20 protein-coding genes are annotated in these 20,517 nt (G+C 60.0%); 2 read left to right on the top strand and 18 right to left on the bottom strand.

Features of this window, described 5'->3' with window-relative positions:
• Position 1 precedes the first annotated feature (1 nt).
• From MF6394_RS10660 to MF6394_RS10605, 12 genes are all read right to left on the bottom strand, one after another.
• Positions 2 to 1,411, bottom strand: a complete 1,410-nt coding sequence (locus MF6394_RS10660; RefSeq protein WP_078466656.1) for a circularly permuted type 2 ATP-grasp protein — start codon at positions 1,409 to 1,411, stop codon at positions 2 to 4.
• Positions 1,412 to 1,856: 445 nt separating this feature from the next.
• On the bottom strand, positions 1,857 to 2,198 hold the full coding sequence (locus MF6394_RS10655) for a ribonuclease E inhibitor RraB (protein WP_003193463.1): 342 nt from the start codon (positions 2,196 to 2,198) through the stop codon (positions 1,857 to 1,859).
• A 213-nt stretch (positions 2,199 to 2,411) separates the two neighbouring features.
• Positions 2,412 to 2,648, bottom strand: a complete 237-nt coding sequence (locus tag MF6394_RS10650; RefSeq protein ID WP_047711587.1) for a hypothetical protein — start codon at positions 2,646 to 2,648, stop codon at positions 2,412 to 2,414.
• 103 nt (positions 2,649 to 2,751) lie between these two features.
• Entirely contained in the window at positions 2,752 to 3,357 is a 606-nt protein-coding gene (locus MF6394_RS10645) for an START domain-containing protein (RefSeq protein WP_044275142.1), read from the bottom strand.
• A 41-nt stretch (positions 3,358 to 3,398) separates the two neighbouring features.
• Positions 3,399 to 3,653: a YkgJ family cysteine cluster protein gene (locus tag MF6394_RS10640; protein WP_078466655.1), complete on the bottom strand. Its 255-nt coding sequence runs from the start codon at positions 3,651 to 3,653 to the stop codon at positions 3,399 to 3,401.
• 162 nt (positions 3,654 to 3,815) lie between these two features.
• Entirely contained in the window at positions 3,816 to 4,307 is a 492-nt protein-coding gene (locus MF6394_RS10635; RefSeq protein WP_044275146.1) for a hypothetical protein, read from the bottom strand.
• Between the two features lie 93 nt (positions 4,308 to 4,400).
• The gene (locus tag MF6394_RS10630) at positions 4,401 to 5,840 is read right to left on the bottom strand and encodes an aminotransferase-like domain-containing protein (protein ID WP_003193472.1); all 1,440 of its coding nucleotides are present in this window, start codon (positions 5,838 to 5,840) and stop codon (positions 4,401 to 4,403) included.
• A 265-nt stretch (positions 5,841 to 6,105) separates the two neighbouring features.
• Positions 6,106 to 6,918: an OmpA family protein gene (locus tag MF6394_RS10625; RefSeq protein WP_003193474.1), complete on the bottom strand. Its 813-nt coding sequence runs from the start codon at positions 6,916 to 6,918 to the stop codon at positions 6,106 to 6,108.
• The gene (locus MF6394_RS10620; RefSeq protein WP_003193475.1) at positions 6,915 to 7,277 is read right to left on the bottom strand and encodes a DUF4398 domain-containing protein; all 363 of its coding nucleotides are present in this window, start codon (positions 7,275 to 7,277) and stop codon (positions 6,915 to 6,917) included. Before MF6394_RS10620 ends, MF6394_RS10625 begins: the two co-directional genes overlap by 4 nt.
• A 9-nt stretch (positions 7,278 to 7,286) precedes the next feature.
• Positions 7,287 to 8,102, bottom strand: a complete 816-nt coding sequence (locus MF6394_RS10615; protein ID WP_044275149.1) for a substrate-binding periplasmic protein — start codon at positions 8,100 to 8,102, stop codon at positions 7,287 to 7,289.
• 160 nt (positions 8,103 to 8,262) lie between these two features.
• Positions 8,263 to 9,192, bottom strand: coding sequence for an electron transfer flavoprotein subunit alpha/FixB family protein (locus MF6394_RS10610; RefSeq protein ID WP_032895698.1), 930 nt, complete (start codon positions 9,190 to 9,192; stop codon positions 8,263 to 8,265).
• Between the two features lie 2 nt (positions 9,193 to 9,194).
• Positions 9,195 to 9,944 carry an electron transfer flavoprotein subunit beta/FixA family protein gene (locus MF6394_RS10605; protein WP_014719538.1) on the bottom strand — a complete coding sequence of 250 codons (750 nt, stop codon included), beginning with the start codon at positions 9,942 to 9,944 and terminating at the stop codon, positions 9,195 to 9,197.
• 516 nt (positions 9,945 to 10,460) lie between these two features.
• Between MF6394_RS10605 and MF6394_RS10600 the strand changes: the two genes are divergently transcribed.
• Positions 10,461 to 12,125, top strand: coding sequence for an electron transfer flavoprotein-ubiquinone oxidoreductase (locus tag MF6394_RS10600; RefSeq protein ID WP_003193481.1), 1,665 nt, complete (start codon positions 10,461 to 10,463; stop codon positions 12,123 to 12,125).
• A 593-nt stretch (positions 12,126 to 12,718) separates the two neighbouring features.
• Here MF6394_RS10600 and MF6394_RS10590 read toward each other — a convergent pair.
• On the bottom strand, positions 12,719 to 13,612 hold the full coding sequence (locus MF6394_RS10590; protein WP_003193483.1) for an AraC family transcriptional regulator: 894 nt from the start codon (positions 13,610 to 13,612) through the stop codon (positions 12,719 to 12,721).
• Between the two features lie 180 nt (positions 13,613 to 13,792).
• On the opposite strand from MF6394_RS10590, the gene MF6394_RS10585 reads away from it, so the two are divergent.
• Complete coding sequence (locus tag MF6394_RS10585) at positions 13,793 to 14,845, top strand: NAD(P)-dependent alcohol dehydrogenase (protein ID WP_078466654.1); 1,053 nt, start codon at positions 13,793 to 13,795, stop codon at positions 14,843 to 14,845.
• On the opposite strand, the gene MF6394_RS10580 is transcribed toward MF6394_RS10585, so the two are convergent.
• The 5 genes from MF6394_RS10580 to MF6394_RS10560 all read right to left on the bottom strand — a co-directional run bounded on the left by MF6394_RS10580 (position 14,846) and on the right by MF6394_RS10560 (position 20,148).
• A complete protein-coding gene (locus MF6394_RS10580) occupies positions 14,846 to 15,649 on the bottom strand; it encodes an IclR family transcriptional regulator (RefSeq protein ID WP_032895696.1) in 804 nt (267 codons plus the stop codon).
• A 181-nt stretch (positions 15,650 to 15,830) separates the two neighbouring features.
• Positions 15,831 to 16,796, bottom strand: a complete 966-nt coding sequence (gene araH, locus MF6394_RS10575) for an L-arabinose ABC transporter permease AraH (RefSeq protein ID WP_032895695.1) — start codon at positions 16,794 to 16,796, stop codon at positions 15,831 to 15,833.
• 22 nt (positions 16,797 to 16,818) lie between these two features.
• Positions 16,819 to 18,318, bottom strand: coding sequence for an L-arabinose ABC transporter ATP-binding protein AraG (gene araG, locus MF6394_RS10570; protein WP_078466653.1), 1,500 nt, complete (start codon positions 18,316 to 18,318; stop codon positions 16,819 to 16,821).
• Positions 18,315 to 19,295: a substrate-binding domain-containing protein gene (locus MF6394_RS10565; protein WP_078466652.1), complete on the bottom strand. Its 981-nt coding sequence runs from the start codon at positions 19,293 to 19,295 to the stop codon at positions 18,315 to 18,317. The genes araG and MF6394_RS10565 overlap by 4 nt, the downstream gene beginning before the upstream one ends.
• 31 nt (positions 19,296 to 19,326) lie before the next feature.
• Entirely contained in the window at positions 19,327 to 20,148 is an 822-nt protein-coding gene (locus tag MF6394_RS10560) for an SDR family oxidoreductase (protein ID WP_078466651.1), read from the bottom strand.
• Positions 20,149 to 20,517: the final 369 nt, after the last annotated feature.

Raw genomic sequence — 20,517 nt, 5'->3', positions numbered from 1 at the left:
ATCAGTCCTCGACCACCCAGGTGTCTTTGGTCCCGCCGCCCTGGGACGAGTTGACCACCAGCGAGCCTTCGCGCAGCGCCACGCGGGTCAGGCCACCCGGTACCACACGGGTCTCCTTGCCGGACAACACGAAGGGGCGCAGGTCTATGTGGCGTGGGGCGATGCCGTTTTCGACAAAGGTCGGGCACGTGGATAAACACAGGGTTGGCTGCGCGATATAGGCGTGTGGCTTGGCCTTGATACGCGCCCGGAACGCTTCGATTTCTGCGATTGTAGACGCCGGGCCAACCAACATGCCGTAGCCGCCTGAGCCTTGAGTTTCCTTAACTACCAGATCGGGCAGGTTGGCCAGTACGTGGGACAACTCGTCAGGCTTACGGCATTGGAAGGTCGGAACGTTCTGCAGGATCGGTTCTTCATCCAGATAGAACCGGATCATCTCAGTGACGAATGGGTAAACCGATTTATCGTCCGCAACCCCGGTGCCAATGGCATTGGCCAGCACCACATTGCCGCAGCGATAGGCGGCGAGCAGGCCGGGCACACCGAGCATCGAGTCGGGGTTGAATGCCAAGGGGTCGAGAAATGCATCATCGAGGCGACGGTAGATCACATCGACAGCCTTGGGCCCGTCGGTGGTGCGCATGAATACACGGTCATCGCGCACGAACAAATCCGCGCCCTCCACCAACTCCACGCCCATCTCCCGGGCCAGGAAGGCATGTTCGAAGAACGCGCTGTTGAAACGCCCGGGCGTCAGTACCACCACACTGGGGTTATCCAGAGGGCTGGCGCTTTTGAGGGTATCGAGCAGCAAGTTGGGGTAATGGTCGATGGGTGCGATGCGCTGGGCGGCGAACAGCTCGGGGAACAGACGCATCATCATTTTGCGGTCTTCAAGCATGTAGCTGACACCGCTGGGCGTGCGCAGGTTGTCTTCAAGTACGTAGTACGTGCCGTCGCCATCGCGTACGAGGTCGACCCCGGAGATGTGCGAATAGATATCGCGGTGCAAATCCAGGCCCTGCATTGCCAGTTGGTATTGCTCGTTGGCCAGTACCTGTTCGGCAGGAATGATGCCGGCCTTGATGATGCGTTGGTCGTGGTACAGGTCGGCGAGGAACAGGTTCAGCGCCTTGACCCGCTGGATGCAGCCGCGCTCGACAATCCGCCATTCACTCGCCGGAATGCTGCGGGGGATGGTGTCGAAGGGGATCAGGCGCTCGGTGCCTTGTTCGTCCCCGTAGAGGGTGAAGGTGATGCCGGCGCGGTGGAACAGCAAATCGGCTTCACGCCGGCGCTGGGCCAGCAGTTCGGCAGGGGTGTCGGCCAGCCAAAGGGCAAACTCGCGGTAATGGGGGCGAACCTGCCCTGCCCCATCGTACATTTCATCGTAATAAGTGCGGATCATGCCGTACTCCTTGTCACCCGGACGCAAGAACCTTCGCAAGGCCCGTGCCAGCGGCATAAACACTTAATAATCAATCAGTTGAATAATCCCAGCGGATGCACCGCACCGTCCTGGTGCGCGCAGTTGCCTGGGGCAGACCGTGCGCTTCATTGCAATGCGGTCTTTGGCTATCAACAGCATAGTCAGAGTTGATTTCACTGCCCGCCTGCACATACGGATAATCGCTCACATCGGTTGAACAGGACACGTCCTACAGCCAAACCCTTTGCACATTCAGTAACGTGTTAATTCGTGTACTGATGACTCCTCAGTCTTCCCTTTCCGCCACCCTATCCGGGTGGCTTTTTTTTGCGCGTAAAACGGCCGTACACGATGCGGCGGCCGCCCAAACAAAATCGGCCGACCCAAAGGTCAGCCGATACGCTGTGCTGCTCATAAATACCAACTACATGGGTAACCCACGCACCTCCTGCTTGACGCCCCATCCCTCGATAATCCCACCCAGGGGCTCCACCACTGCCTCAAAGTCTTGCTCGAAATCTCCTATGCCGTCGTAGGTTGCGAACATGATTTTGCTCAGTTCCAGGTACCAGGCGCCATCGTCGCGCGCGCTGACCTGAGCATTGAGGGACTCCCCACGAAATCGACCCGCAGCCCTGCGCGCCCGTTCCTCATCCGGGAAAATGGCGTAGAACTCGATGGGGTGAAAACGCGAGAAATCAAAGCCGCCTTCTTTCATGCGGCGCAGTACGTTGGTGCTGATGTCTTCTTGATAGGCTGTGCTCATGAAACGTCCTCCTCAAACCGATGGATAGACTTTCCGTGCTTCCTGAAGCCCCGCGCCCTGCTGGCGCGGGCACCACGGCATAACAACGCCGCAGGAAAACAAGCATGTAGCTGACAAGACCAGACCTTAGCGATTCATTCGCTGATCTCGATTGCAGAGTAGCGCGAAGCTATCACCTCCACCAGAGGTGCTCGTGTGGCGTGTGAAAAATGTTTAGACGGCGGGGGAAATATCGAGAATCTGGATACTGTTCTGGTCTTTGAGAATCTTGACCGTTGGCTCGGGTTTACGGCCCTCCAGGTCATTGAGATCGAGTTCGGCAGCAATCGGCACCAGCTTCGCACGAATCATATGCGCAGCGTCTTCGAGGCTGGGCTTTTGTTCGCAGGTGAACTGCTGCACGGACTTTTCACCGTGATCATCAACGAAGGTAATTTGCCACGTTTGCATCGGTGCCTCCTCGATAAAACCCATAGGTGGGCTTACAAGTATCTGGACCTTGGCGGCGCGCAAAACGTTCCGCTCAAGCCCGGAGGCACCGGATCAACTGCACTTATTTTTCAGCGTGTTCTTTCAAGGCTTTCAAGGTGTTGAACGGCGCGTCCACCACGAACTTGTTGGCCAGCCACGAAGGTACGCTGCCGCCTGGCTCGGTGTGTACCTGATAGGTGACTTCGGTCTGGTTATCGCCCTTTGGCACCAGTTTCCAGAAACCCTCCACCTGGGCGACCCGCACGTAGCCTTTTGCTTCGGGCTTGTAGGTCGGCACACCTTCCAGTTTGCGCGTGACGGTGCCGTCTGCGGCTTTGGTGGTGGTGACGTGGATGTACGAGTCGCGGTCCGTCACGGGGAACGGCGCCTTGAACTGGGTGTAGGTCCAGGCCTCGTCGCCTTTCTTGTCGACGAGTTTCTGGGATTTGCATTCATGGATCCATGCGCAAGCACCGGCCACGTCTTCCTGCAGCGCCTGGACCTTGGCCAAAGGCGCCTTGATCACCGTCACACCGCGATACGCCTTGTACTTGGAACCGGCAATCTCGCTCAGGGACACCTTGATACCGTCTTCGTCCTTGGCGACTTGCCAATCTTCAGCCTGGGCAGTGGCCGCAAACAACAGCGTAAAACCGCACAGCACAGCCACTCGTTTCAGCGAACCCATCGTTGTATTCCTTATTGTTGAAGTTCCGATAGTAAAGCCCATCAAGCCGCCGTCATCTGCTCCCACCAGCCGATCAGCCGGATGGCATCGGCCTGGTCGGTGCCACAGACGTCGATATCCGCCTTGAAATCACTGCACACGGCGGGCCGCTGCGGTTGACCGAACAACTGGCACAGTTGTTCCGCCGACAGGTGCACGCAGCGAACGCCAGCGGGTTTGCCCAGGGGCATTCCCGGCAATGGTGAACTGATGGAGGGGGCAATGCAGCATGCGCCACAGCCTTCACGGCATTTCATGACCAGCAGGTCCTCGACGACTCAATAGGGATGGCCGGGCTAGAGTACGCCCTTAAACAGCCGTTTTAAAATGGCCCAACAGGGGTTTTTCGCGCAAAACAAAAATGACCGACCAGTCTGCGACAGATGGTCGGCGACCCGGGTCACCTGAGCTCAGAAAGTTTATTGCTTGAATTCGAAATCCAGCGCAGCGCCTTCAACATCACGGCGCTCCTCGTTACGCAGTTGCAGCTTCATCTCATTGCTGAGCAAGCGGCCGTTGATCTGGAACGCGCTGTTGTCGGTGGGTTTTTCGCCAAACATTGGCGGCAACAAGGGCACGCTCTTGGGCTTGGGCATGGTGCCGATGGGTTGCAGGTGCCTGACCATGTCCGAAGGCAGGGACAGGTCCAACTGTGCCGGTGGCAGTTTGGTCTGGGCGACTTCATGGGCCGACTTGGACTTGCTCGCCACGGGTGCACGCTTTTTGGTCGAGGCGGCTTTCTTTTGTGCGGTGGGGGATTTTTTCGCAGGCGCTGGCTGCTTGGCTGAGGTCTTCTGCTCGGCACTCACAGCAGGCTTGCCATCGGCCACCGGCGCTGCAGCCAGCACGCTGCCGGCATTGCACAGGCTCAGCAGACCAAGCATCAACGTAACGCGAAAAATAGAAGTCATATCGCCAACAGCATTAACGGCAGAAGGCCATATGCTCGCTTGTTGTGCGCGGCATGACAAGGGCACAGATCAGTCTTGTCCCCTTTGCATACCTCAAAAACCCGCTGCGGCCTCCTGGCACAGCTGGCTGGCAAGCATTCCCAGGGTCATCAACGCCCGCTCTGCCTCGCGGTTCCATGGCGTGCCGCAATTGAGGCGAATACAGTGGTTGAACTGTTCGGTATTACTGAAAATCAGCCCTGGCGCAATGCTGATGCCTTGTTGCAGGGCACGCACATGCAGCTCTTGGGTATTGACCCGCCCCGGCAAACTGACCCACAAGATAAAGCCGCCGGTCGGGCGGGTCATCTGGGTGCCTTCGGGGAAATATTGCTGCACCGCCAATTGGAAGGCGCTGAGGTTCTTGCGGTATTCCTGGCGGATGTAGCGCAAATGACGGTCGTAGCCACCGTTTTCCAGATAGGCCGCGACGCCCATCTGGGTGACGCTGCAAGCAGAATGCGTGCTGAACATCTGCAGGCGCTGGATTTCCTGCTGGTATTTACCGGCAATCATCCAGCCAATGCGCACGCCCGGCGACAAGGTCTTGGAAAAGCTTGAGCAATAGATCACCCGGTCAAGGCGGTCGTAGGCCTTCAGGGCTTTGGTGCGGCCAAGTTCGAACATCAACTCGCCGTAAATGTCATCTTCGACAATCTGAATATCGAAGTCCGACGCCAGGCGCAGCAACTGTTTCTGCCGCTCCTCCGGCATGGTGCCGCCCAGCGGGTTACTCAGGCGCGTGGTCAGCACCAGCGCCTTGATCGACCATTGGTTGGCGGCCAGTTGCAAGGCCTCCAGGCTCATGCCCGTGGCGGGGTCGCTGGGGATTTCGATCACCTTGAGGCCCAGCAGGTCAGCCAATTGCAGCAAGCCGTAATAGGTGGGTGATTCAGCCGCGATCAGGTCGCCAGGGCGCGTCAGCACGCGCAGCGACATCTGCAATGCATCGACACAGCCATGGGTGATCACCACTTCGGAAGGGTCCACGACCACCCCGGCATCGCGCATGCGGATCGCCACCTGGCGGCGCAGGGGTTCAAAGCCAGGGCTGAACATGTAGCTGAAGGCCCGTGGGCTCTGGAAACGCGTGACCTTGGCCAACTGCTGATGCAGGGCCCGCACCGGCAAGTAGTCGACACTTGGCACCGCCGCCCCCAGGGGAAACACCCCTTCACGGCGCGACTCGACCAACACCTGCTGGATGATGCTGCTACGGGTAACCAACCCTGGGCGCTCGACCCGTGCGATATCGGGCGTAGGCGCCGTGAGTGCTGGCGTCTGATGCACGTAATAGCCCGACTGCGGCCGCGCCCGGATCAGCCCCTGGTCTTCCAGGTTGGCGTAGGCCTGCAGCACCGTGGCATGGCTCACATTGAGCTGGGAGCTCATTTTGCGCACCGACGGCACGCGCTCCCCCGGTTGATAGACACCGCGCCGGATGTCCTCAGCCAGTTGCTGGGCAATACGTTGGTAAAGCAACAGATTGGTCATGACGCAGCACTCGATTTCACGGGTATTTTATTTTTGTGTGAAACATACCGGCACAGTTTAGAAGTGTACGGGGACAGTTGCCACAATAGTCGAGCGCGTGCGGGAGTGACAGTAAAAACTGCGGGGGGAGCTGGGGTGGGCATCGCCGAAACGAAATGTGGGAGCGGGCTTGCTCGCGAAAGCGGTGTGTCAGTCAGCACATCCAGTGCTGAGCCACCGCATTCGCGGGCAAGCCCGCTCCCACAATTTGGATCTGCGTCAGCTGTTAGCGGGCAGCGCCCAATTGGCCTTTTTCGTCGGAGAATACAATTTCCACGCGGCGGTTCTGCGCACGACCACGCTCGGAGGCATTGGCTTCCACCGGGTATTGGTCGCCATAACCTTCGACTTCGATGCGCTTGTCATCGATACCCAGGTCCATCAACAGGTCGGCCACCGATTGAGCCCGATCACGGGACAGTTTCAGGTTTTCCTGCTCGCCACCGGTGTTGTCGGTGTAGCCCTCGACGCGCACCCGACGCTTGGGGTTCAGTTGCAGGAATTGCACGATCTTGAGCACTGTGCGGTTGGCCGAGTTCTGCAGTTCAGCTTCGCCGGTGTCGAACAGTACGTCCCCCAGGGTCATCACCAGGCCACGGTCGGTCTGGGTGGTGAGGCTGGCGATCTGCGCTTCAACCCACTTGCCCTGCTGTTGCACGCTGGCCAACTTGTTTTCGCGCAAGGCCAGTTGCAGACGCTGACGCTCCAGTTCCAGTTGGGTACCGCGCTCGGCATTCAGGCCCTGCTGGGTGTGCTCTCGGGCGATGGCGCTGTAACGCTGGCTCAGATAGGCGTAATGCACCACGTCGGCGCCGCTGCCCCAGTAGCTGGACAGGCGGTCTGCGCGAGCCAGGGACTCGCCGGCGCGGATCACGTCTTTGGGCGCGAAGCGCAGCACGTTGGCGTCTTCCTTGACCTTCTGAAAGTCATCGCCAGCCTGCTGCAACGCCTGCTCGCTGGTGGGTTGGCTGGCACAACCGCCCAAGGCCACGCTGCCCAGCAGCAGTACACAACTCAAACCACGGATCATCGGGCTCATTGTGCCTCTCCCAACTGCAGCTGCTTACGCAGGCGAGTGATACGGGTATTGAGCACGTTCAATTGTTCCTGGCTCTTGCCGGTCAGCACTTTGGCCTCGGCCAGACGCGCGTCCAGCTCAGCCTGCTCGGCGCGCATACGCGCACGCTTGTAGGATTGGTCGGCCATGTTGCCCTTGGCCCGGGCGAATTTTTCTTCGGCCAGTTTCAGTTCGGGGGATTCATCGGTGTTGGCCCCGACCGCGGTGGCTTGTTCCAAGGCTTGCTGGGTCAGGCGCATTTGTTCGATCGGCGCAGGATCGGTTGCACATCCCGCCAGCGCGACAACGGCGAGGGCCGCGAAAAGAGCTCGAAAAATCACTGTAAATCCCTACTTTGTTGGGGTGCCGACAGGTTGTTGCAGTTGCGCCTTCCAGCGCTCCAGATTGCGCTGCAGCGCGGCTTGCGCGACACCGGAGGCGGGCAATTCTGTCATCTTTTTCGTCAGCTGTCCGCGCAGCCACGGATCATTGCAGGCCGAGTTGTGGGAAATCGCCAGGTACAGGCCCGGCTGATCGACAGGCACCGCATGGGCCACCAGGTCATTACTCATGCCCAGCGTCTGGGCCATGGCCATGCCGGAATAGCGCCCGGCCAGCACGTAGTCCACCTCACCCAACAACAGTTTCTGGAAGGCCGGCGTCAAGTTGGGCAGGCGTTGCAGGTTGAGTTGCTGGCCGGCAAAGGTCTCGAATTCGGCGCTCAAGCGCGCACGCTCCGATACCGCACCTTTGTGGCCGTGCAAATCGGCGGCGGTGGAATAGACCAGGGCGGAATCCTTACGCGTCCACACCAGGTAGTCGGTCTGCATCAGCGCTGGATGAATGTAGTCGAAGTGGTCCAGCTCGCCCAGGTTCAGCGGTGCGTCGGCGAGGATGTCCATGCGCCCGCTACGCGCTTCCTCCAGGGCCAGGGAGCGTTTTCCGCCGTAGAGCAGGTCGATTTTCAGCCCGAGCTCCTTGCCCACTTGTTGCAGCACGTCAGCGGTCGCGCCGATCAGGTGCGTAGGGTCCTGAGGGTCACGCCAGAGTAAAGGCGGTGCGTCCGGGCTGCCGGTGATCACCAGGCGCTCGCACTTGCCGGCGGCGAGTGTCAGGCTCGGCAGCAGCGTAAGGCCCAGCAGTACAGTCCAGGGGCGCAGCGCCATGGCATGTTCCTTCCTAAAGTGCTCGCGAAAAACGTCAACGATAACGCGTGCTTTCTGAATAAATGCGGCGCCTGTGGGTTTTTCGCGAGCGAGCTCGCGCCTACAGGGAATAAAAAAGCCCGGTCATAAGACCGGGCTCTTTATAAGTGAAGCAGCTGGATTAGACCAGCTTCTCCAACTCCGGTACGGCTTCGAACAAGTCCGCTACCAGGCCATAATCGGCAACCTGGAAGATCGGCGCTTCTTCGTCCTTGTTGATCGCTACGATCACTTTGGAGTCTTTCATACCGGCCAGGTGCTGGATCGCGCCGGAGATACCGACGGCGATGTACAGCTGTGGCGCAACGATCTTGCCGGTCTGGCCGACCTGCATGTCGTTGGGTACAAAACCTGCGTCAACGGCTGCGCGAGAAGCGCCGACCGCAGCGCCCAGCTTGTCGGCCAGGGCGTACAGGTGCTTGAAGTTATCACCGTTCTGCATGCCACGACCGCCCGAGACGACGATCTTGGCAGCGGTCAGTTCAGGACGGTCCGACTTGGCCAGCTCTTCGCCGACAAAGCTGGAAGTGCCAGCGTCGTGGGCAGCGGAGACGGCTTCAACGGCAGCCGAGCCACCTTCGGCGGCAACCGGGTCGAAACCGGTGGCGCGCACGGTGATGACCTTGACCGCAGCGTTGGACTGTACGGTAGCGATGGCGTTACCGGCGTAGATCGGGCGCTTGAAAGTGTCGGCGCTTTCTACCGAGATGATCTCGGAGATCTGGTCAACGTCCAGCTGCGCGGCAACGCGTGGCAGGATGTTTTTGCCGTTGGAGGTGGCGGCAGCCAGGATGTGGCTGTAGCTCTTGCCCAACTCTGCGACCAGTGGTGCAACGTTTTCCGGCAGCTGATGCGCGTAAGCGGCATTGTCAGCGTTCAGGACTTTGCTCACGCCCGCAATTTTCGCAGCGGCTTCAACCACGGCGCCAGCGCCCTGCCCTGCTACCAGGACGTGGATGTCGCCACCGATTTTAGCGGCGGCGGCCACGGTGTTGAGGGTGGCCGGGGCCAGCACCTTGTTATCGTGTTCGGCGATTACGAGGATAGTCATGATCAGATCACCTTCGCTTCGTTTTTCAGTTTCTCGACCAGTTCAGCCACCGACTTGACCTTGATACCCGCGCTGCGCGCAGCCGGCGCTTCGACTTTGACGGTCTTGTTGGTAGAGGCGGTAGAAACGCCCAAAGCATCCGGAGTCAGCGTCTCCAGGGGCTTTTTCTTGGCTTTCATGATGTTTGGCAGGGACGCATAACGCGGCTCGTTCAAACGCAGGTCGGTGGTGACAATGGCCGGCAGTTTCAGGGAAACCGTCTGCGCGCCGCCGTCGATTTCACGGGTGACCGCAACGCTGTCGCCGCTCACTTCGACTTTCGAAGCGAAGGTGCCCTGGCCGTAACCGGTCAGTGCAGCCAGCATCTGGCCAGTCTGATTGTTGTCGCTGTCGATGGCTTGTTTGCCCAGGATCACCAGTTGTGGCTGTTCCTTGTCGACAACGGCCTTGAGCAGCTTGGCCACGGCCAGGGAGGTCAGCTCTTCAGCGGACTCCACCAGAATGGCGCGGTCGGCGCCCAGGGCCAGAGCGGTACGCAACTGCTCTTGGGCGGTGGTCGGGCCGATGGACACCACGACGATTTCCGTCGCCACGCCTTTCTCTTTCAGGCGTACGGCTTCTTCCACAGCGATTTCGCAGAAAGGGTTCATCGACATCTTGACGTTAGCAAGGTCGACGCCGGAATTGTCCGCCTTGACGCGAACTTTCACGTTGTAATCGACAACGCGTTTGACAGCTACAAGAACCTTCATGGATTCCTCGTTACTCTCCGGTGAAAAGAAAGTCGCCTAGGCGAACCTGGCGGTTGATGCTCATCGGCACACAAGGGCACCTCCAAAGACCTCGGCAGTGGCCTTGCACACGGGAAATGACGACCGTTCGTCAGTGGTGACTGAGAGGTCATTCTTTATCGCGGCGTGTAAACTGCGCCCCAACGTTTGGGTGCGCATCACCTTTATTGCCTTCGGCCTGTCTTTGGACGTGCTCTTGAAACCTGCAGTCTGCCTACGGGAAGCGCAAAACCGACCGTATCTTGACCGGAACGCCTATTCTGGTCAATACGGCAAAATGGTCAGTCATAAGCCCCGTTGCTTTGATTTATCTAGGCTGCAGGCAATTCAAACAAACGTTTGTATTGGACGCTGTCAGTGGTCTATATATAATGCGCCACCTAGAGAGACAGGTGGGTGCTGCCTTCGCGCAGAACCACACCGAACCTCCACCCATTAGAAAAAAAAGCCTGTTGAGCCTTGAGTAGGAGATAGCCTGTGGAACGCGAATACATGGAATTCGACGTGGTCATCGTCGGCGCTGGCCCGGCGGGCCTGTCTGCCGCCTGCCGACTGAAGCAGAAGGCCGCCGAAGCCGGTAAGGAAATCAGCGTCTGCGTGGTCGAGAAAGGCTCCGAAGTCGGCGCCCACATCCTCTCCGGTGCGGTGTTTGAGCCACGTGCCCTGAATGAACTGTTCCCGGACTGGAAAGCACTCGGCGCCCCGCTCAACACGCCGGTGGTGCGCGACGACATCTATGTGCTGCGCAGCCCGGAAGCTTCCACCAAGGTGCCCGACTTCTTTGTGCCCAAGACCATGCACAACGAGGGCAACTACATCATTTCCCTGGGCAACCTGTGCCGCTGGCTGGCCCAACAGGCCGAGAACCTGGGCGTGGAAATCTACCCAGGCTTCGCCGCCCAGGAAGCGCTGTTCGACGAGAACGGCGTGGTGCGCGGCATCATCACCGGCGACCTTGGCGTTGACCGTGAAGGCAAGCCAAAAGACGGCCTGTACACCCCTGGCATGGAGCTGCGTGGCAAGTACACGCTGTTCGCCGAAGGCTGCCGTGGCCACATCGGCAAGCAACTGATCCAGCGCTTCAACCTGGACAGCGACGCCGACGCCCAGCACTACGGCATCGGTCTGAAGGAAATCTGGGAAATCGATCCGGCCAAGCACCAGCCGGGCCTGGTGGTGCACACCGCCGGTTGGCCGCTGGACATCATGGGTAACGAGAACACCGGTGGCTCGTTCCTTTATCACCTGGAAAACAACCAGGTGGTGGTCGGGCTGATCGTCGACCTGTCCTACAGCAACACCTTCCTGTCGCCGTTCGATGAATTCCAGCGCCTCAAGCATCACCCGGTGCTGGCCCAGTACCTGGAAGGCGGCAAGCGCATCAGCTACGGCGCCCGTGCGATCTGCAAAGGCGGCCTGAATTCGCTGCCGAAGATGGTCTTCAAGGGCGGCGCGCTGATCGGTTGCGACCTGGGCACCCTCAACTTCGCCAAGATCAAGGGCAGCCATACCGCGATGAAGTCCGGCATGCTCGCCGCCGACGCCGTGGCCGACCGCCTGTTTGCCGAATCCGAGGGCGGCGACGAACTGACCACCTATGTCGACAGCTTCAAAGCCAGTTGGCTGTACGAAGAACTGTTCGCCAGCCGTAATTTCGGCCCGGCCGTGCACAAGTTCGGCGCAATCATCGGCGGCGGTTTCAACTGGCTCGACCAGAACATTTTCGGCGGCAAGATCCCTTTCACCCTGCACGACACCAAGCCGGACTACGCCTGCCTGAAGCTGGCCAAAGACAGCCAGAAGATCGACTACCCCAAACCCGACGGCAAGTTGAGTTTCGACAAGCTGAGCTCGGTCTTCATCTCTGGTACCAACCACGAAGAAGAGCAGCCGTGCCACTTGAAGCTCAAGGACCCAAGCATCCCGATCGGCACCAACCTGCCGCTCTACGATGAACCGGCGCAGCGCTACTGCCCGGCTGGCGTGTATGAAGTGGTGACCAAGGAAGACGGCGAGAAGCGCTTCCAGATCAACGCCCAGAACTGCGTGCACTGCAAGACCTGTGACATCAAGGACCCTTCGCAGAACATCACCTGGGTAACGCCGGAAGGTGCGGGTGGGCCGACTTACCCGAATATGTAAGTCGTTCGCTTAACCAGAAAAGGCTCCCGAGATGGGGGCCTTTTTTGTGGGCGACATCGATCAAAATGTGGGAGCTGGCTTGCCTGCGATGGCCATAGGTATCTACACAATTGTGTAGTTCGCCGCAGCCACCGGTAACCACGATGCGAAGCGAGCCGCTCTTGATCTTGATCTGCTTTTGATCTCAGGCGCCCCGTTGAACCACGCTGGCCGGAATTCGACAGGGATTTGGGGGGTAAACCGGCAGGGATGCCGGTTTAGCCGCCCCGCGCCATGGATGGCGCGTGGCGGCGGCCCCCCAAATCACTGGCGGATTACGGGCACACCGAGCCTAGGCGAGGTGCCGAGTGGTGGGGCAAGAGCCCTTTGGTTACTTTGGGGCTCTTTTCCAAAGTGACCCGCCGTCAGGCGGAACCCTAAGCGGCCGTTACCGCAGCAATGAATATGCACACAATCCAACTGTGTTGACTGACAGGCCGCCTTCGCGAGCAAGCCCGCTCCCACAAGTTGGATCGTTGGGGTGTCAGGTAGATAGGGGGCGGCTGGCAGGCCGTCATCGCAGGCAAGCCAGCTCCCACAATGACCGCGTGGTGTCAGGCGGCCCGCTCTTCGCCTGGGTTGCGCAGGAAGTAGCGTTTGTACTCCCGACTGAACTGCGACGTACTCTGATACCCCACCTTGTGCGCCGCCTGCGCCACACTCATGCCTTCCACCAGCAACAACTGCTGGGCCTTCAATAACCGCAAGCGCTTGAGGTACTGCACCGGCGATAACAAGGTGCAGCGCTTGAAATGCTCATGAAAGGTCGAGGCACTCATGTGCGCAAATCCGGCCAAGGTCTCGATATTCAGCGGCTCGGCGTAATGGGCATGCAGGTGGTTCAATGAGGTGGCGATGCGCGAAAACTGCCCCTGCTGTTCCACCAGCGCACGCAACACATCGGCCTGAGGCCCACGCAAGGCGGTGAACAACAATTCGCGCACCCGCGCCGGGCCCATGATCCGGCTTTCCAGCGGATCGTGCAGGCACTGCAACAACCGCTCGACGCAGCCGCGCATCGCATCGTCCAGCACCACCGAACTCATCGACTCCAGGGTCTGCGCGGTCGGCGGCGGCCCGGCCTGCATGCCCATGGCAATCACCAACTCGCCCAACACCACGCGGTCGATGCCGACCGTGACGCCGTACAGCGGCGCCTCGGGGGCCATGGCAAAGGTCTCGCATTCGAACGGCACCGGCATGGCCTGGATCAGGTAATGCCCGGCGCCATACTCCAGTGTGCGCGGGCCAAGGTAGGCGACTTTGCTGCCTTGGGCCACGAACATCAGGCTTGGCTCATAGATCTGCGGCCCACGCGCCACATCGCAACTGGCGCGCAGTACCTGCACGCCGGGCAGGTGAGTCGGGGAAAAACCGTCGCGGGGCGTGAGCCCTTCGATCAAGGCAACCAGCGTGGCATTGGCGTCCAAATGGCGGGTCAACAGCATGGCAAAAAACTTCGCGAATGAGGGATGACAGCATCATCGCAGGTCTGGCGGCCAATATATCCAAACCTCAGGCACTGCCGGACGAATAGGCATGAGACTCGGAGCAATTGCCATGTTCGCGCCAGGGGCCGGCGCGCAGACTTTGCCGCCTCTGCAGTCCAAGCTTTTGTGAGGTTTACTATGTACATCGCCATCGGTTACGCCGCCCAGTCGGCCACCACGCCCCTCGCCCCGATGTCATTTGAACGCCGCAGCCCGCGCGTCGATGACGTGGCCATCGAGATTCTCTACTGCGGCGTATGCCACTCCGACATCCACCAGGCGCGCAACGAATGGGGCATCGCCGTGTACCCGCTGATGCCGGGCCACGAGATTGTCGGCAAAGTCACCGCCGTCGGCGCCAACGTCACCGCCCATAAAGTCGGCGACCTGGTGGGCGTAGGCTGCATGGTGGACTCATGCCGCCACTGCCAAGCCTGCCAATCAGACCTTGAGCAGTATTGCCTCGAAGGCCCGACCATGACCTACGCCACGCCGGACCGCGTGGATGGCAGCAACACCATGGGCGGCTACTCCGACAGCATCGTGGTCAGTGAGCACTTTGTGGTGAAGATCCCGGCCAAGCTTGACCTGGCCAGCGCTGCGCCGATCCTGTGCGCAGGCATCACCACCTACTCGCCACTCAAGCACTACGGCGTAAAGGCCGGCGATAAAGTCGGGATCCTCGGCATGGGCGGCCTGGGCCACATGGGCATCAAGTTCGCCAAGGCCATGGGCGCCGAAGTCACGCTGTTCACCCGTTCGGCCAGCAAGGCCGAGGAAGGCCGTCGCCAGGGCGCCGACCATGTGATCGTGTCCACCGATGCCGAGCAGATGAAAGCCGCTGCCGGGCACTTCGACTTCCTGCTCGACACCATCCCGGTGCAGCACGACCTGAACCCCTACCTCGATGTGCTGCGCTTTGACGGCGTGCATATCCTGGTCGGCCTGATCGAGCCGGTGGACCCACCCGTCAACGCCGCCAAGCTGGTGCTGGGCCGTAAAGTGTTGGCCGGTTCGCTGATCGGCGGTATTGCCGAAACCCAGGAAGTCCTGGATTTCTGCGCCGAGCATGGCATTACCTGCGACATCGAGATGCTCGACATCCGGCAGATCAACGAAGCTTACGCGCGCATGATTGCCGGTGATGTGAAGTACCGCTTTGTCATCGACATGGCGAGCCTCAAAGCCTGATCAGGCCTTGGCGCCCAACTCCGCTGACAGCCGGGCTGCGACCTGTTTGATCACAGGGATCAGCTCGGCCATTTTCTCCAGCGGCATGTAGGGCACCGTACTGGCGATGCTGATGCCGGCGACAATGCGCCCGCTGGCATCACGCACCGGTGCCGCCACGCAGCGAATCGAAGGCTCGTTGTCTTCAAGGTCAAACGCATACCCCCCCTCCACATACTCATGCATGCGCTGTTCGAACTGCGCCCAGGATTGCTCCGGGTGCTGCGGCCATTGCAGGCTCTTGCCCGCCGCCGGCAAGCTGGCCTCGTACAAGCGCTGCCATTCCTGCGGTGAATCATCGAGCATCAACGCCTTGCCGATACCGGTGCGCGCCAGCGGCATGCGATGGCCGACCCGAGAGCGCATTTCCGGGCCGTTGCGGCCGGGGTTCTTGTGCAGGTAAAGCACCTCGTCGTATTCACGAATCGCCAGGTGAATGGTGTCGCCGGTCAGCGCCGACAACTCGTCCAGGTACGGCACTGCCAGGTTCACCAAGGGCAACTCTTCACGGGCCTGGAACCCCAACTCGATCAGCTTGGGGCCCAGCAGGTAACCGACCTGGGGCACCACGCGCAGGTAGCGCTCGTCCACCAGGCAACTGGCCAGGCGGTGCGTCGTGCTGCGCGTGGTGCCGATGCGCCGGGCGATCTCCTTGAGATCCCGCGCACCGGCCGCCACCGCTTGCACCACGCCCAGGCCGCGCAACAGGGTCTGGGTGCCGGTGGGGGCGGCGTCTTTGACGGGGGTGTGGGCGTTTTCCTGCATATCGGGCCTATAAGTATGAAAGCGGGGGCATTATGGCAAATACCGCCCTCTTGAACACAGGAGATCCAAGGTGGGAGCTGGCTTGCCTGCGATGGCGGTGGGTCAATTAAAGATAGGCTGGCTGACACACCGCTATCGCAGGCAAGCCAGCTCCCACAGTTTGATCTTCACAGGGCGAACATTAACGTTGTTTCATGCGGTCGATGATGACGGCCAGCAACAGGATCGAGCCACGAATCACATATTGGTAAAAGGTATCGATGTTCTTCAGGTTCATCGCATTCTCGATGATCGCCAGAATCAACACCCCGGCAATCACATGGCGGATCATGCCGATGCCGCCGCTCAGCGACACCCCGCCCAGCACACAAGCCGAGATCACGGTCAGTTCGAACCCCTGGCCAATCATCGGCTGGCCCGAGGTCATGCGTGACGCGAGGATCACCCCGGCCAGGGCGCCGATCAAACCGTGCACGGCAAAGATGATGATCTTGGTGCGATCGACATTCACCCCGGCGAGCAACGCGGCTTCCTGGTTGCCGCCAATGGCCATGGTGTTGCGCCCGTAGGTGGTGTAATTGAGCAGCCAGCCAAAGAACACAAAGCACAACACGGTGATGATGATCGGCACCGGCACGCCCAGCAGTTGGCCGTTGCCGAATACGAAGAATCCTTCATTCATCACCCCCACCGCTTTGCCGTTGGAGAAGATGTAGGCCAGGCCGCGCACGATCTGCATGGTCGCCAGGGTGGCAATCAACGCATTGATGCGCAGCTTGGCGATCACGATGCCGTTGATCAGCCCGACCACCAGGCCCATGGCCAAGGCCGCCGACACGCCGAGTAGCACGCTGTCGGTGTCGCGCATCACGATGCCCGCCACCACCCCGGCACAGGCGATCACCGAACCCACCGACAAATCGAAGTGCCCCGACGCCAGGCAGAACAGCATGGTGCACGCGGCAATGCCCACGGTGGAAATCGCCAGACCGAGGCCGCGCATGTTCAACGGCGACAGGAAGTTATCGATGAACACCGCGCTGAGCACAAAAATGCCCAGCGCCGCCAACAGCATCACCCAGTCATCGAGAAATTTGCGCTGATTGAAACCCGGCCAGAAGCCCTTTGCAGTTTTTACCTCAGACATAGCCTAACCCTCTTATTCTTGTTCAAGCCCGCGACTGTGGCAGCGCCAGTTGCAGCAGGCGCGCTTCATCCGCTTGGGCGCGGGGCAACTCACCGGTCAAGGCGCCTTCACTCATCACCAGGATGCGGTCAGAGATGCCCATCACCTCCATCAGGTCGCTGGACACCACGATCACCGCGATGCCACTGGCCGCCAGGTTATGGATGATCTGGTAGATCTCCGACTTGGCGCCGATGTCGATACCGCGAGTAGGTTCGTCGAGCAGCAACACCTTCATCGGCATCGACAACCAGCGGCCAAGGATGGCTTTCTGTTGGTTGCCGCCGGACAGGTACATGATCTTCTGCGCTGCGTTCGGCGTTTTGACCCGCATCGCCTGGATCTGCCGGTCGGCGTTACCTTTCTCCCAGCCTTCGCGCAACAGCCAGCCAAAGGTGGAATGGGCGCCACGGGCGCTGATGTTGATGTTTTCAGCGACGCTGCCCAGCGGGATGATGCCCTCTTTCTTGCGGTCCTCCGGACACAGCAATACCCCGGCGGCGATGGCGTCGCGGGGTGAGCGCAGTTGCAGCGCTTGCCCGCACAGTTCCAGGCTGCCGGCACTGGCGCGCTCTAACCCACTGAGCAGGCGAAACAGCTCGGTACGCCCCGCGCCCACTAGCCCGAACAGGCCCAGGATCTCGCCCTTGCGCACCTGGAAACTGATTGGTTCACGCAGGCCGGGACCGAGCAAGCCGTCCACCTTGAGCGCCACCTCGCCTTGCTCACGCACTCGGTAATCGTAGATATCCTGGATATCGCGACCGACCATGCAGGTCACCAACTGGTCATGGGTCAGCGTGCTCATGTCCTCGAAGGTGCGCACATAGCGGCCGTCCTTGAACACCGTCACCGCATCGCAAATACGGAATACTTCTTCCATGCGATGGGACACGTAGAGCACCACTTTGCCCTCGTCGCGCAGGCGCGCGATGATCGCCATCAAGCGGTCGATTTCCCGCGCCGATAAACTGCTGGTGGGTTCATCAAAGGCGATCACGTTGGCGCCGCGGGACAGCGCTTTGGCGATTTCCACCAATTGGCGCTGGCCCAGGGACAGGCGCCCGAGCTTCTCGTCGGGGTCGATTTCATCGGCCAGGCCCTTGAGGCAGGTCAGGGCCTGCTTGCGCAGCAGGCCTCGGTTGACCACGCCAAAGCGCGTGGGCAAATGCCCGAGAAAGAGGTTCTCGGCCACGCTCATTTCCGGCACCAGGTGCAGCTCTTGGTGAATCACCGCCACACCGCTGGCGATGCTGTCGGCGGCGCATTTGAACGCCATGGTTTGCGCGCCGATTTGCACGGTGCCGGTGGATGGAATGTAGGCGCCGCCGAGGATTTTCAGCAGGGTCGACTTGCCTGCGCCGTTCTCGCCCATCAGCGCGTGCACCGAATGCGGCCGCGCTTCAAAGCTGATCTGCGCCAGGGCTTTCACACCGGGAAACTCCTTGCCGATGCCATTGAAACGCAGGGCCGCGCCGCTCATTTCCACAGGCCGATCTTGGTCAGTTCTTCCTGGAAATTGGCGCGGGTGATCAAGGTCACCTCGTCCATGGCGGTGTATTTGGCCGGTTCCTTGCCAGTGGTGACCCATTCATACATCGCCAGCGCGGTGTTGTAGCCCTCGATATGCGGGCTGGGCAGCATGGAACCGAAGAAGCCGCTGTCGGCTTTTTTCAATTCGCCGATGGCGTCGGTGCCATTGATGCCGATGCCGATCACGTTGGCGGCCTTGAAGCCGGCACTTTCGGTGGCGCGCACGCCGCCGAGCACGGTGTTGTCGTTCATGCCGCCGATGATCAGGTTCTTCGCCCCGCTCGGCAGCTTGACCAGGGCCGAGTTGGTGGCGTCCATGCTGCCGGGCACGTCGAGGGTTTTCAGCGCAGAGGTGAGGATGTGGTCCTTGGGAATACCGGCCTCCTCCAGGGATTTGATCGAGCCGTCAGTGCGCTTCTTGCCGGTGTCGAGTTCGTTGAAGGTGTTGATCACCGCATAGGTGTCCTTCCAGTCCCAACCGCGTTTTTTCGCTTCGGCGGCCATGGCAGCGCCCTGCTTCTGGCCCACCTCAAATGCGGCCATGCCCAAGTACGGCACCTCTTCCATAAAGTTGCCTTTGGCATCGACAAATCGGTCATCCACGGCCATCACTTTCAAATCGTTGACCTTGGCCTTGGCGACGATGGCCGGGCCCAGGGACACGTCTGGCGGGCAGATCACAAAGCCTTTCGCGCCGTTGGCGGCCAGGCTGTCGATAGCCGACAAGGTCTTTTCACCATCGGGCACGGCGATTTTGATCACGGTGAAACCATGCTCCTTGCCGGCCTTTTCCGCGAATGCCCACTCCGTCTGAAACCAGGGTTCCTCAGCCTGCTTGACCAGGAAACCGATCTTCACTTCTTCAGCCGATACCCAGCCGCTGAACGCCATCGCCAGTGCCACGGCACCGAGTGTTTGCTTGAACATGGACCACCTCCTTCTTGTTATTGAAAAACGCTTAGTCGTGGTACATCACAGACCGCCCGCCATCGATCATCAGGCAAGTGGCATTGATAAAGGGCGCCTCGTCGGTCGCCAAGAACAGAGCCGTCATGGCCACTTCGATGGGCTGGCCAATGCGTTTGGGCGGGTGCAGGTCGAACGCGCGCTGGCGTTCGGCGTGGGGGTTTGGGAAACCGTTCCAGTAATCGACGTTGAGCTGGGTTTCGATATAGCCGGGGGCGATGGCATTCACGCGGATGCCTTTGGGCGCGTACTCGATGCCCAGGGCACGGGTGAGGCCGAGCAGGCCGTGCTTGGCGACAGGGTAAGGAAAGCAGCCGGGAATGATGTGGCTGGAATGGGTGGACGCGATATTGATGATGTTGCCGACGCCCTGCTCGATCATGTGCGGCAACACCGACCGGCAGCCGTACCAGGCGCCGTCGAGGTCGATGGCGAAACAGCGGCGCCAGTCCTCGTCGCTCATCTCCAGCGGGTCACGGAACACATTGACCCCGGCACAGTTGACCAGCACATCCACGCGGCCAAAGCGCTCGATGGCCAGGTTGACCAGTGCCTGCCATTGATCCTTGGAGGTGATATCAACCGGCTGGGCGTAAATCTGCGCGCCGCGTTCGCGCCAATGGGCGGCGACCTTCTCGACTTTGTCGCCCTGGATATCGGCAATGATCAACCGCGCCTGCTGAGCCTGGAAACAGGCAACGATGGCTTCGCCAATGCCTTGGGCGGCGCCGGTGATGATCACCACCTTGTTCTTCAGGCGCTCGCCGTAAGTGGGCTCGGGCACGGCGGGTAGGGACAACGGTTGTGCCTGCATCGCTTCACCTTTTTATTTTTAGTAGTGAGTGCTGATGCTGGCGACTATAAACCCATCGCCTGAAATATCTCAATATATAAATTATCATCCCATATAATGGACAAAGCTAAAAAAAATGTGGGAGCGGGCTTGCTCGCGAATGCGGTGTGTCAGTTAAAGCATGGCTGACTGATACACCCGTCCCTTATACACATCTGACGCTGCCGACGAAGAGAGAGGCGTAGAACCCGGTGGTCGTCGCCTCATTAAAAAAAACACCAAACACCCATCATCCACATTCTCTACTACCCTCCTGCCACTAACTACACACTGAATCAATTCAAACGCACTCTCAGACTAATACATAGACTGACCACCAACCCAACCCAT

Origin of the sequence: Pseudomonas sp. MF6394, from assembly GCF_002018845.1 — a bacterium.
Classification (GTDB): domain Bacteria; phylum Pseudomonadota; class Gammaproteobacteria; order Pseudomonadales; family Pseudomonadaceae; genus Aquipseudomonas; species Aquipseudomonas lactis.
This window is presented reverse-complemented; position numbering and strand designations above follow the sequence as displayed.